Source organism: Rhizobium sp. 25PS6, assembly GCF_032464655.1.
In the GTDB taxonomy this organism is placed as follows: domain Bacteria; phylum Pseudomonadota; class Alphaproteobacteria; order Rhizobiales; family Rhizobiaceae; genus Rhizobium; species Rhizobium laguerreae.
Genome location: NZ_JAWDIV010000007.1, coordinates 19,533 through 32,455 on the forward strand (window position 1 = coordinate 19,533; position 12,923 = coordinate 32,455).

General features: G+C 58.5%; 7 protein-coding genes and 2 pseudogenes. 6 read left to right on the forward strand and 3 right to left on the reverse strand.

Features of this window, described 5'->3' with window-relative positions:
• Positions 1–160: 160 nt before the first annotated feature.
• A pseudogene (locus tag RWK44_RS35050) lies at positions 161–357 on the forward strand (transposase); the annotation flags it as partial.
• Positions 358–604: 247 nt separating this feature from the next.
• On the opposite strand, the pseudogene RWK44_RS11810 reads toward RWK44_RS35050, so the two are convergent.
• Positions 605–762, reverse strand: a pseudogene (locus RWK44_RS11810) (IS6 family transposase); the annotation flags it as partial.
• Between the two features lie 429 nt (positions 763–1,191).
• On the opposite strand from RWK44_RS11810, the gene RWK44_RS11815 reads away from it, so the two are divergent.
• Complete coding sequence (locus tag RWK44_RS11815) at positions 1,192–3,288, forward strand: choice-of-anchor Q domain-containing protein (RefSeq protein WP_168282918.1); 2,097 nt, start codon at positions 1,192–1,194, stop codon at positions 3,286–3,288.
• A gap of 164 nt (positions 3,289–3,452) precedes the next feature.
• Here RWK44_RS11815 and RWK44_RS11820 read toward each other — a convergent pair whose 3' ends face one another.
• Both RWK44_RS11820 and RWK44_RS11825 read right to left on the reverse strand, forming a co-directional pair.
• Positions 3,453–5,582, reverse strand: a complete 2,130-nt coding sequence (locus tag RWK44_RS11820; RefSeq protein ID WP_131665634.1) for a right-handed parallel beta-helix repeat-containing protein — start codon at positions 5,580–5,582, stop codon at positions 3,453–3,455.
• The gene (locus tag RWK44_RS11825; RefSeq protein ID WP_077979681.1) at positions 5,579–6,904 is read right to left on the reverse strand and encodes an O-antigen ligase family protein; all 1,326 of its coding nucleotides are present in this window, start codon (positions 6,902–6,904) and stop codon (positions 5,579–5,581) included. The genes RWK44_RS11820 and RWK44_RS11825 overlap by 4 nt, the downstream gene beginning before the upstream one ends.
• Before the next feature lie 608 nt (positions 6,905–7,512).
• On the opposite strand from RWK44_RS11825, the gene RWK44_RS11830 reads away from it, so the two are divergent.
• From RWK44_RS11830 to RWK44_RS11845, 4 genes are read left to right on the forward strand one after another with little or no spacing between them, the layout of a single operon-like run.
• Complete coding sequence (locus tag RWK44_RS11830; RefSeq protein ID WP_131665633.1) at positions 7,513–8,463, forward strand: glycosyltransferase family 2 protein; 951 nt, start codon at positions 7,513–7,515, stop codon at positions 8,461–8,463.
• A complete protein-coding gene (locus RWK44_RS11835) occupies positions 8,460–9,560 on the forward strand; it encodes a glycosyltransferase family 4 protein (protein ID WP_131665632.1) in 1,101 nt (366 codons plus the stop codon). Before RWK44_RS11830 ends, RWK44_RS11835 begins: the two co-directional genes overlap by 4 nt.
• Positions 9,554–10,699 (forward strand): glycosyltransferase family 4 protein, encoded by a 1,146-nt coding sequence (locus RWK44_RS11840; protein ID WP_222061889.1) that lies wholly within the window; start codon positions 9,554–9,556, stop codon positions 10,697–10,699. The genes RWK44_RS11835 and RWK44_RS11840 overlap by 7 nt, the downstream gene beginning before the upstream one ends.
• Positions 10,696–12,903 (forward strand): GumC family protein, encoded by a 2,208-nt coding sequence (locus RWK44_RS11845; RefSeq protein WP_316028831.1) that lies wholly within the window; start codon positions 10,696–10,698, stop codon positions 12,901–12,903. Before RWK44_RS11840 ends, RWK44_RS11845 begins: the two co-directional genes overlap by 4 nt.
• The last annotated feature ends 20 nt before the right edge of the window (positions 12,904–12,923 follow it).

Sequence of the window (12,923 nt, forward strand, 5' to 3'; positions counted from 1 at the left end):
CGTCTCTAACTATTGGACGTAGAAGAGACTTCATGTTTCTACGTCTTACGCCGAGATAGGTTACATATTCGAAGTAAGGCGATGTACCCCAGCTGCTTGCCAGGCTGCTCTTTTTGATGAGCGCTGTCCCGAAAGAACGGTTTGACCTCGGCAAAGCCGAACGCGGCTCGCCATCGCGCCAAAGCGCAACCGAAAGTGCAGCGCGCCCGCGACGCAGACCTCTACAAGGAGCGCAAGCGCATCGAGCGCTTCTTCAGCAAGCTCAAACAGTTTCGACGCGCCGCAACCCGATACGACAAACTGCTCGTGAACGTCATGGGATTGGCCAAGCTCGCCGCCATCACCGTTGCCATCCGAGTTAAACAGTTGTCCCCTGTCCGTTTACTGCGACCGCGGCAACTCATAGTCTGCGGCAGAACCGTCGATATGCTTCTTTACAACGCGGCGAGAAAAACCAGGGACCCTGCGGGGCGGCACGCTTATGAGATGAATATGGTGCATGCATCTTGCACACCGGATCGATCCAAGCCGGGTCAGCCGACGGAGCAAGCTGGATTTCATAAAGAGGACTTCCCCGCCACCGTTCCGAGGTCTCGCACCAGCGGCCGAACTTGGTCGCCCACTCAGACACGGCCTGGAACGAGACATCGATATCACGCTCGGCAAGCAGATTGTCGACATCAGCGGAAACGGAAAGTGTAGTCACACCGCATGCCAGACGATCTCGGCGGGAAAGCGGTGACGCTTGAAATGCTGGGCAATGGGTTGGCCGAATCGATACGGTCGACCTCCCCATTACCATCTCGATCAGCATCAATCGTAAGGCGATGCTGCCCAAAATTGCCGAATTCAGAAAAAAATGTCGATTCCGCATTTGGCGGGAGCAATCCCGCCACGCCCATCAGATTTTTCTAAAGTTTTCAATGGATGCATATCGCTCTGGTTGCAGAAAGAATAACTCCCGGCACGCGAGATATTAATACTGCCACATTTTGAGCGACTCCAAATTCACCAAATATTTCAAAACGTAACTTTGGATCGATTCGGATATTGTGGCAGCAATAAGGCTATGCTTCTCAAGCACTTACTGTTGCGTTGCTGTTGCGCCCTCAAAAATGTCACCCTATAACCTGCCGCCGTAACGCTGGATTAACCACAAATATTAACGGGCGGGGGTTGAGGAACAAGACCATGACAACATATTACGTAGCGACAACTGGCAGCAGCGGCGGTAACGGCAGTACCTCCTCTCCCTTCCGCACGATCAGCGAGGCGATGTCGGCGAACCTTAGACCCGGCGACGAGGTCGTGGTGAAGGCGGGGACCTACAACGAAGCTATTAACATCGACACGGACGGCTCGGCGGCAGCCGACATCACGCTGCGCTCGGAAGTGCCCGGCGGGGCGCTGATCCGGCCGCCCGCGGGCTCGTGGAACGCGATCAGTGTCAACGCCAACTACGTGACAATCGACGGCTTTGACATCGGCGGCGCCAAAGGCGACGGCATCGAAGCGAACAATGCCCACCACGTCCAGATCCTCAACAACAAGGTCCACGGCAGCGGCGAGTCGGGCATCCAGTTCAACCAGTCGGACTTCATTCGCATCGAAGGCAACGAGACCTACAACAACGCGTCGACGGGCTGGTTCTCGGGCATCTCGATCTACCAGAACCGGAACATCACCGGCGATACCTCGACCGACGGCTACCGGACGATCGTGCGGGACAACATCTCGCACGATAACGTCACCAAGTCGGGTGAGCACACCGACGGCAACGGCATCATCATCGACGATTTCCAGAGCACGCAGACGAGCGGTCATCCGAACTACACGTTCAAGACCCTGGTCGACAATAACCTCGTCTACGAGAACGGCGGCAAAGGCATCCAGGTTACCTGGAGCGACTCCGTCACGGTGAAAAACAACACCGCATACCACAACAATCAGGACCCGGCGAACAGCGGCACCTGGCGCGGTGAGCTCAGCAACTCGGCGTCGAGCAACAACATCTGGGCCAACAACATCGCCGTAGCGGACCCATCGGTGAACAAGAACAACACTGCGATCGATAACACGTCGACCGACAGCTACACCAACAACAACGTCGTCTGGGCCAACAACATCACCTACAACGGCACGGCCGGCCAGGCATCGGTCAAGACCGACGGCGGCAACGCGATGCCGAGCGCGGCGAACGGCAACAAGCTCGGCGTCGACCCCAAATTTTCGGGGGCAGCGAGCGACAACTTCCACCTCGGCTCCGGCTCGGCGGCAATCGACAGCGGAACCGCCAAGTACGGCGTCGGGTCGGTCGATCTGGACGGCCACGCTCGCGTCGTTGGAACTGTCGACATGGGTGCCTACGAATCGGGCTCCAGCTCGACACCGGGAACGCCAACCACGCCAACACAACCGGGTACGCCAACCGCGCCGACGCAACCAGAAACGCCAACCGCGCCGACGCAACCAGAAACGCCAACCACGCCAACGCAACCGGAAACGCCGACCACACCGACCACGCCGACGAAGGTATTCACCGGCACCAACGGCAATGACATCCTGCCACATACCGGTCAGTCCAACGGCGGCAACGAAACCTTCAAGGGTCTCGGCGGTAGTGACGTGTTGAAGGGCGGCGCCGGCGCGGATGTGCTCGACGGCGGTTATGGCACCGACACGGCCAGCTATGCGGGCTCCGGTGCGGTCAGCGTCAATTTGGCGACCAAGGCCGCAGCGGGCGGGCAGGCCACCGGTGACAAGATCGCCAGCATCGAAAACTTGACTGGCTCCAGCTACAGCGACGTGCTGACCGGCGGCAATGGCGGCAGCAACGTTCTCAATGGCGGGGCTGGGGCGGACAAGCTGGATGGCGGCGCCGGCGGGGACGTCATCATCGGTGGCGCCGGAAAAGACATCATGACCGGTGGCGTCAGCACCGGTGGCGTCAGCGCGGATACGTTTGTCTTCAAAGCACCGACGGAAGCCGGGTCTGGCTCGAACCGCGACGTCATCACCGACTTCCTACATGGCGTCGATAAGATCGACATCGCGGCGATAGATGCGAATGGTTCTGGGCTGGGCAATGGAACCTTCCATTTCCAGGCGCAGGAGAATGCCTTGTTCGACCATAAGGCTGGCGCGCTCGCCTGGCACTATGACGACCAGGCTGGATCCGCGAACGACGCTACCGTTATCCAGGGCGACCTGAACGGCGACGGCGTTCATGATTTCGAGGTTCAGCTGAAGGGCCTCGTCCACGTGGGCGCAGGCGATTTTCTCCTGTAACTATTACTTGTTGCGGCGGTCGTCCGATCGCCGCAACAATCGTCCTGGGCGAGTTTCCTCATCTCGATCCAGCGGTAATAGCGCCGCTTCACCGAGCGATAGTCGCCAAGCCGCTCGGGCAGATCTCGCCGGTGCGGAACATCGCTCGTCGCGTCGCCCTTTTGTTACTCGGGCGGCGCGACTACGCTTTCGGTGTCCGCCCCAACCTTCTGAAGATCCTGTAAACTGCCAAATTCTCCCGAAGGCATGATCTCCGGATGTATTCGGAAGCTCTTGTCGTTCAAATTGCCGGTGTAGCGGTTATGCGCGAACTGCACGTATCCAGGCCCATGGTCAGGAGCGTAGACATAGGCTGCAAGCCCGTTGCTACTGTCGATCGACACGATATTGCTCTCGATACGATTGGGACGTGCCCATGGCGGACGCCAACCCCTGCCCGTACCGTCATCAACGCGAAAAGCCGCGCCCGATCCATGCGTGATGACGTTTCCCGTCACCAAGTTGCTCCAGCCGCCGTTGATGCCGATCGCCGATATATTGTCCGAGAGCGTATTTCCTTCGATGCGCACACCACTGGCCTTGCCATCCGTGTAGATCGCCCAACTGATAGGCGTCGGCCATTCATTGATATTTTCATATCCGAAAGGCCAAAACGTCCCATCGGCCCTGTTCATAAGTTGACCTGTCCCGGTGACCAGATTGTAGCGGATGCTGCTGTTCAGGAGGTCTGCCTGCTCGCCCATCAGCTTGATGGCACCGCCATCTGCCGTCTGCTGATTGGCATTACGGATCTCGTTATGTTCGATGACTGCGTCGTGGACTGCGTCTTGTGCCCCCCACAATGAGCCGCCGGCGATACCGAACTGCGCAGTATTTTCGACCAGGTTATGAGCGATCCTGATACTGTCGGCCGCCTGGAACCATATGCCCGCGGTTTCAAAGTAGACCCTTCCAATGTCATGAATATGGTTCGAGAGGATTTTGGCACCGTCGGATTTGCCGAAGCTGCCATAGGTCGTGCCAACGTAAATCCCGTTGCCAGCCACATCTCCAATCACGTTGCCGGCAATCAAGACACCTTTGCTCTCGGAAACATGGATGCCGACGCCGACATTGTCGATGGAGTTGCCGAGCAGCCGAACACCATCCGAGTGATCGAGCCGTATGGCCCCAAAGCTTCTGGTGTCTGTACCGAACTTGCCGCTGCCACGCGGATCTCCATCCCGAAACTGGAGCCCCGATACAACCATCCCGTCGGCTCCGTCCAACCTGAAGAAGGTCGGCAGGATGCCCGCCACAGCCGTAGAACTTGTTGGTAGCCCATCGGTCGGGATATAATCGAGTTGACCCTTGGTGCGGTCATACCACCACTCCCCAGGCGCATCGAGCAGCGCTGCCGCCCCGGTCAAAAAATAGCGGCTGCCTTCTGCGGTGAAGAAATAGCCGGTGCCTTGGGTATTTATCGCCCGGTTCGCGGTGTCGACTGAAACCACTGGGAGGGTATCACTGCCCCACTGGCTGCCGGGGTGAAAACCACCAACGATGTGGGCGACAAGGCCTGCTGCATTTTTTGAGATCGGAAGATCGCCGGCATGGAAGCAAAAACGCGTGTTACCATGCCATAAGTCGTCGTCCTGCGTGCACTTAGCCGCGAAAAGCCACCCTTTGCGCGGATCTCCATCGAGTGGAGCGTTGGGAAAGCGAGCCTGCGTCTGGCGCGCGCCGCCGACGAAAAGATCGCCCAGATCCCGGCCCGCAGGCAACTTCAGTGACGCCTTCCAGCGACCATCGTCCTGCGCCGTCCAATTGCGAACGATCGGGCCGCCGTGCAGAACCGGCGCCTCGTTGCATCTCGCCGCGATGATCAGGCCCGCATCGCGAGCATCGAAGACTATCGGTTCAGCGAGATAGTAATCCCCATTGCCCATTGCGATCGTATTCTGGCCGCCCTTCTGGCGCGCAGCATCCCGCGCTCTTTCAATACTGGCAAAAGGACCGTCTGTACGCCGAGAATTTGCTTTAGGAAGGTGCCCGCTCCAGGTGTCTTTGCCATCGGGAGAGACATAGAATACTGCCCGGGGCGCGGATGTTCCGGTCATTATGTTGCTCAGTGAAGTCCCCTTCAGCTTGTCCGAAAAGGTCGCCGGCGAAGCTTCCGCGCAGGTTGCCTCCCTGACCGCCGTCTGCAGCCTGTCGGGCGCATCTGCGTCCGGGCGCACCGGAGCCAGCTTGCTCGGCTGCGGAAAGAGCATCGCAAGCAAAATGCTCAAGATCGGTGCGAAGCGCAGCCTCATGAGATTTGCAGCTCCGCCGTTTTGCTGCGGGCCGGTGCTCGCAATTGCCGGCCGGGGGCCGTCGAAGCAACAACAGGCTTGTATAGAGAGAACATGATGATGGCCGTTGTGAACAGAATGAAAATCGCGTCATTCTGGATCAGGAAGATTGTCTCGGTCAGGTTCATCACCAAAATCACAACCGTGAAGACGTTCAACCAGAGCCAGCCATAACGCGGGTCCCCGCATTGGAGGGCCGCGCCTTGGCGGAGTGCCTGCAAAAGCATCAGAGCGAACAAAGTCATTCCGCTTGCTCCGAAGCTCAGCAGCGTATCGCGGAATCCATTATGGGCGTGGGGAGCCATCCATTGGATCTTTGACCAGATAATCCAGGCTTCGGGATTCGCCTCTGTCCAAAACGCTTGGTAGCCGAAGCCGAGCAGCAGATGATCGGCGATCTGACCATCGACCAGCTCCCACAAGGGCACTCGGCCCGTCAGAGTGGCATCCTTGCCAAGCGCCTCAAGGAATGGGACCAAGAACTCGTGAAGCAAAAGGAGGATCCCGACGAAGATTTGAACGAAAAACAGGATGAAGACAATGCGACCGACGCCACGGATTCGCTGCAACATGGAGTAGAAGCCGATCAGGCAATATGCCGATACCGTCGCAATTGTCGCGGTCATCGATCCGGAAAGGAAGAGACAAGCCCCGCCCGCCATCAGCAAGATCAAAGCTGCTCGCCGCAAGCCTGGATTGCCGTCCATTACGATGGCGGTCGACACCAGTATCATCATGCCGGCGTACCAACCAAGGCTGTTCTTGTGGATGAATATGCCGCGCACCGCGCTGTCCGTGGGCATGCGAGCGAGCCCCGGTGACACTAGAAGAAGCAACAGGCTAAGGACGATACATGTTCCGAAGGTGGCAAATGCGATGAGAAGCAACTGCCTCGGTGTAAAGCGTATGGCCAACACATAAGCCAGAAGTACGGTGAAGAGCAGGCCGATGGCACGCCTGAAAGTCGTCGACGGGCCAACCGACCAGAAGACAGACACGAAGGGCATGGCGACCATCAGGGGGACAAACCAATTTCGCTTCAGCGCTATGATGAATTGCGGAGAATTTCGTGCCAGCATCAGCAATGTAAACCCGTATACCGGTAAACAAAGCAGACGCAGTATAGACCTGGCATGATCGCTCAGGCCTCCGTCGGCATCCGCCAGCATGAGCGGGAAAAGCGCGCCTGTCTGAAGAAAAAGGCATAGGCCGGCGCCCCAGCACTCTATTGCCCGCCAACTGACAGTCGGCCCATTCGCTATTCTAAGCGTATACGCTCTCATTACCCGTCCCGATTTGCTTGGACAGATGAGAGGCTGTTGATCGCGGCAATTTGGAAAGACATGGGTCCCCTTTCATAGCTGCGCTGCTTACCAAGGAACAATCATCCTGCCATATCCCCGGTCAACCAACGCAAACGAAGGCGGGGCTAAGCCTAACGTCCATACCCACCACCCAAGGGCGTTGTTTGGATTAAGCTTGCAGTCTACCCCTCCCCCAAAAGTTGGTGCTGGGGCCTACAACATTGCCCATAAGAGGAGATGTCACCCGTGACCAATCACCGGTAGCTTGACGATGAAAGCATACCGCGAAGCACGTCGCGCCGAGCCGCAGTTCCGGTGAAGTGAGGCAATAATTCTGGCGCAGCCGGCTGTTGGCAGGTGACGCTTAGAAGGGTTGGGATTGCAATGGTTCTGCGTCATGGTCCTGGTTTTGTACGTTTAATAAAGGGAGCGTCACGCGTTGCGGCGTTGTCGGCGGTGACCCTACCGGCTCAAGGCGAAATCCTGATCGAGCAGAACTCCTTCCATCAATTCGCGCTGCCAAACGCGCGAGCGTTCGCAACTCTGGCGCACCGACGTGTCGCCCAGCGACGCGCTTGAGGGGTGTCATGGAGCGGCCTACAATCAGCGTCCTTATCAATAACTACAACTATGGTCGCTTCGTTGCCCGGGCAATTGACAGCGCCTTGAGCCAACAGGCGTCCAATGTCGAGATAATCGTCGTCGACGACGGTTCGAGCGACCAGTCGCGCGCTATTCTCGACGGCTATGACAAGCGGGTGAAGGTGCTCTTCCAGGAGAACCAGGGACAGGCCGCCGCCATAAATGCTGCTGTGAAGTTAAGCAGTGGCGACATCCTCTGTTTTCTCGATGCCGATGACTGGTGGGCGCCAGGCAAGCTGGCGGCAACAGCCGCTGCTTTCCACTCCAATCCTCAGGCATCGCTTGTTTATCACCGACTTCAGCCAACGCAGACCGATGGCTCACCAGCCTTCAAGCCAATCCCTCGGACCCTGTGTTCAGGAAATTTGCCGCCACGGCTCGCCAGATCGGCTGGTTGGTGGCCCTTCCCGATGACATCAGCCGTCGCTGTAAGACGTAGCGCATGGGATGCTGCAGGGGATATTCCCGAGCAGTTCCGCATGTCTGCCGATGCCTGGCTCACAGGCATCTATCCATTTCTGGGGAGCGTTGTCGCCTTGTCGGATCCACTCGGGTTCTATCGGATTCACAACAATAATTGGTATCGGCCAGTCGATGACGCCGCCATGCTGCGAAAGCGGATGGCCCATTGGCAGGCTACCGTTGAAGCGACGAACCGATTTCTTTCCGCGCACGATCTGGCGGGAAGGCTGCGTCTGACTGATCACTATCCGTACCGAGTCGCCTCAGCCAAGCTGCAGGGCGCCGATACACGCACCCGGTTCAGCCTTGCTGTGGAAGGGCTCTTTTTCGCCGGAGAACCAAACTTGCTGAGGCGGACGCGTGATGCATTGCGCACAGCCTACGACTTGCCTCGACTTGGTCAGGATGTCAGCGTGTCGGAGTCAGCGGGATGAAGGCGCTGCTGCTGGTTTCCGAACTGGAAGACTACACCATCTCCTTCGCTAGCGGCGTTGCGCGACATGCGCACGTCGTCCTAGCGGTTCCGCGCCGGCGCTACGCACACCTTGCTTCATGGATCGATCCGGCTGTCGATCTCCACCTCATGGACTGGCCAAGGCACCGCTCGCTCTCCAATCCCTGGTTCCTGCACCAACTCACACGTCTTATCCGGCAGGAGCGGCCGAACGTCATTCACCTTCTGAGCAACTCGACGCTCTGGTTGAACTTTGCCGCGCCGTTCTGGCGCCCGATCCCGATCGTGACCACCGTCCATGACGTGGAAGTGCATCCCGGCGATTCCGACACCCGCACGCTGCCCGCCTGGGCGCCCCAATTGATGGTGCGGCAATCGGGTCATGTCGTCGTCCATGGCGAAGGGCTGAAACGAATGGTTCTCGAGCGATATTCAAAATCGCCTGATTGTGTCCATGTCCTGTCGCATCCCGCCATTCATCGCTACGCGGAACTCGCTCGGCGGCACCAGATGGCGCGGCGCGGCGCAGATGGAACTTTGCGCGTTCTGCTGTTCGGACGGATTTTTGCTTACAAGGGATTGGAGCATCTGATCCGTGCCGAGGCGATGCTCAAGGACCTGCTCCCCAATCTACGCATCACGGTCGCTGGCCGCGGCGATGATCCGTGGATCTTCCAGCCCCTTATGGGGGACGCCGGCCGCTATGATATCCGCAACCGCTTTATCGAGGATATGGAGGTCGCCCAGCTCTTTCTGGATGCCGACATCGTTGTCCTTCCCTATACGGAAGCCTCTCAAAGCGGCGTCCTCAATCTTGCCGCGGCATTTGGCAAACCGGTTATCGTGACTGATGTCGGCGAATTGCGAGCCACCGTTCTGCCAAACGGACTGGGAATGGTGGTTCCACCGGGAGATGTGGAACAGCTCGCGAGAGCCATCTGGACATTGGCGGAAAATAACGAGCTCAGAAGCAGTTTCGGGACCAGCGCGCTTGCATGGGCTACAGGTCCGAATTCGCCTCAACAGGTCGGAGCACAGGCTGCGGCCGTTTATCGTAAGGTGGTCGGGGCATGCTAATGAACGCGCTCACGGATGGGAATCGGGTAGCGATGCGGAACGCAGCAGCAACCGTCCGCCACTACGTCCCGGGTGGTTGCGAAAACGGTGGCGGAATTGGCAGGCTCGTCGGCTATATATCGAACACGGCGAAGGAGGCCGGCGAAACACACCTCGTCACCGATACCAGAGGGCCTCGGTGGTCCTCAGTTGCGTCGCCTGTGCGCCTGCTCGGCGCCGTCTTGATGATGGCAAAGGACCGGATAATTGCTCCGGCACGCATTCACCATATTCATGTGGCGGGTCGCGGCAGCACCGCAAGAAAACTGATCCTGACCGAGGCTGCCCGTCTCCTCGGATGCTCTCACATATTGCACCTGCACGACTACGACTACGCGACCGACTTTGCCGCACGCTCGCCACGTCAACAAATGCTTGTACGCCGGATGTTCCAACATGCCGACCAGGTCGTGGCACTGGGCCAGCGCGACCGCATGACGCTCACGACGCTTCTCGGCGTGGAAGAGCGCCGCGTAGTCGTCATCGGCAATTGTGTTCCCGACCCCGGGCCGCGCAATGTTCATGTCGGCGAGATGCCGTTGATCATATTTCTCGGCCGGCTGAGTGAACGCAAAGGCGTTCAGGAGCTTCTGCTTGCCTTAAGTCATCCGATCATGAAAGAGCTCCGGTGGCGAGCCGTGCTGGCAGGCGACGGACCTGTGGAAGACTACCGGCGCCAGGCTGCCGCCATGGGACTTTCAGATCTGGTGAAAATGCCGGGCTGGCTTGGCGCCGACGAGGCGCAAGCCTTGTGTACACGGGCAGATATCCTGGTCTTACCTTCGCATGCCGAGGGCTTGGCAATGGCTGTGGTCGAAGGGCTTGCCCATGGGCTCGCCGTCGTCACCACGCGCGTCGGCGCGCATGGCGAAGTCATCTCCGACGGTGAAACCGGCGTCTTCGTACCTGTCGGAGACAAGGATGCCCTGGCTGCGGCGCTGGCTAAGCTCGTCACCGACCCGGAAGTCCGCAACTATCTGTCGGCCAAGGCCCGCGCTCATTATCTCAACAATTTCAGTATGAAGGCTTACATGCGATCGCTGGACAAACTCTACCACGCGATCTCCGCGCAACCTCAAACGACGGCGGGTGAACGATGACTATTTCGACTGTGCCGCCAGACCGCAACACCTCGCTCTCGTCGATGCGCTACGATCCCCGGCTTCAGGTAGAGACTCGTTCGGATGACCTTGATCTGACTTCGGGCCTGCGCCTTATCCGGCGACGGGTGGTCATGATAATGGCCATCGTCATGCTCCTTATGGCGGTTGCCGCAACCGTGATTTCGGGATTGAAGCCGACTTATCATGCCGAGTCCCGGCTGATCATCCACACGCCTCTGGCGACAAAGCTCGGCACCGACGAGTCCAGCCGCAACGATCCGCTGGACGCCACATCCGAGACCGAACGGCTTCTTTCCAGAAGCATCGCAGAGCGGGTAATCCGCGACCTGCGGCTCAATGAATGGCCGGAATTCAATCCGGCGCTGCAAGAAATCTCGCCTATCGACAAGATCCGATCAATGCTACGCGGCTGGATCGACAGCGAAAAACCGTCCTTGCCGATACGGGACAGCATCGAGCCGATAATCCCAAAGTACTACAAGGCCCTCCGCGTTTGGCGCGATGGCCAGGGTGACGTAATTCAGATCGGTTTCGATGCGAGCGACCCCGAACTGGCCGCCTCGGTCCCGAACCGGCTCATCAGCATCTACCTCGAAGAGCGGAAGGACAGTCTGCGCGGTCGAGTGGACGCAGCAGAAGAATGGCTTCTGCTGCGCATCGACGAACAGATGGGGCGCGCCAAGGCAGCACGCGATGCCGCCGACGTGTACCAGAAAACTACCGACGTTGCCTCAAATGACGACGATCAGGTTGAACAGATCAAGTCGATAATGGAGCTGGGCGAGCGGCGGACAAAAATCGAACAAAGCCGCGCTGAAGCGAGAGCAACGATAACCGCACTCGAAGCGGCCGACGACCCCTCGCTCGTCCTGCAGAATATGGTCATTCCCGACAGCATTGGTGCAATGCAACGCGAGCTTCGTGCGCAGGAGCAAGATCTCGAGCGCCTTCTTGAGACATATGGCAACACCGCCGACGCCGTGGTCGACACGCGCGCCAAGATCCTTAAATCCCGCACCGATCTCAGCCTTGCGACCGACCGATATCTCCAATCGATACGCGCCAAGCTTGCGGCGCTCGATCATGAGGACGACGCAATCCGGTCGGCATTGGCGGCCGCTCATGAGAAACGCACTCGCTCTGCCCTGGCGCAAACCGAGTTGGCCCGACTCCAGCACATGGCTGACAAAGAGCAGACGGCGCTGGATAAGCTCGAGGAGCAGCGCCGTGGCCTGGCTGCGCAAGCGATGCTGCCGGGCGCGGAACTGGAAGTTTTGTCACCGGCCGCGGTGCCGCTGGCGCCGCAGGGACGCGGGCGGCTTTTCTATTTGATCGGCGCCCTTTTGGCTTCGATATCGATCGCGGTGACGGCCGCTTTCGTGGTCGAGATGTTGGACAATTCAGTCCGCAGCTTCGACCAGATGGCCGGAATGTCGCGCATCGTACCCGCCGGATTCATCCCGCACCTGAAACGGAAAGACCGGAGAGATCCGTCGATGCTCTTCGGGAGCATCCAAGACGGGATGTTTGACGAAGCAATTCGCTCCGTCATGACTTCGCTCAAACAATCTAACGGCGGAAAACTGCCAAGCACGATTGTTGTGACGTCGGCTCACAGCGGAGAGGGCAAGTCGCTTGTCGCCAGATCCCTGGCAATCGATCTCGCCGCCAACGGAATTCCGGTGCTGCTTGTCGATGGCGACCTCAGACTCGGAAATCTCGACTCGTTTTTCAAATCAGAGCTAAAGCAGGGGTTGAACGAATTCCTGTGTGGACAGGCCGGAATACGGGACATCATCCATCACCATCCAAGCGGCATCGACTTCATCCCGGCTGGCAATGCCAGTCTCCATCGGCGCGTTCGTTTGACTGATGCGGCTGACATCGTCGCGATGGCCGCCTCACAGGGCCAAATCGTCATCTTCGACAGCGCACCTGTGCTCGCCTCGGCTGATACGATGCATCTGACAGCGTTAGCAGAACGAACGCTAGTGGTCGTAAAATGGGGAAAGACGAGCCGTCGGGCCGTAGAGTTTTGCCTACATCAGCTGAAGACCGCGCGCAACGCAGAGATTGCCGTTGCCATAAATAACGTCAATCCGAACAAACACGCCATGTACAACTTCAGCGATTCAGAACTGTTTGCGAGCTCACTGAGGAAGTACCACGAGTTCACATGAGTTCGAACAGCGTGTCCACC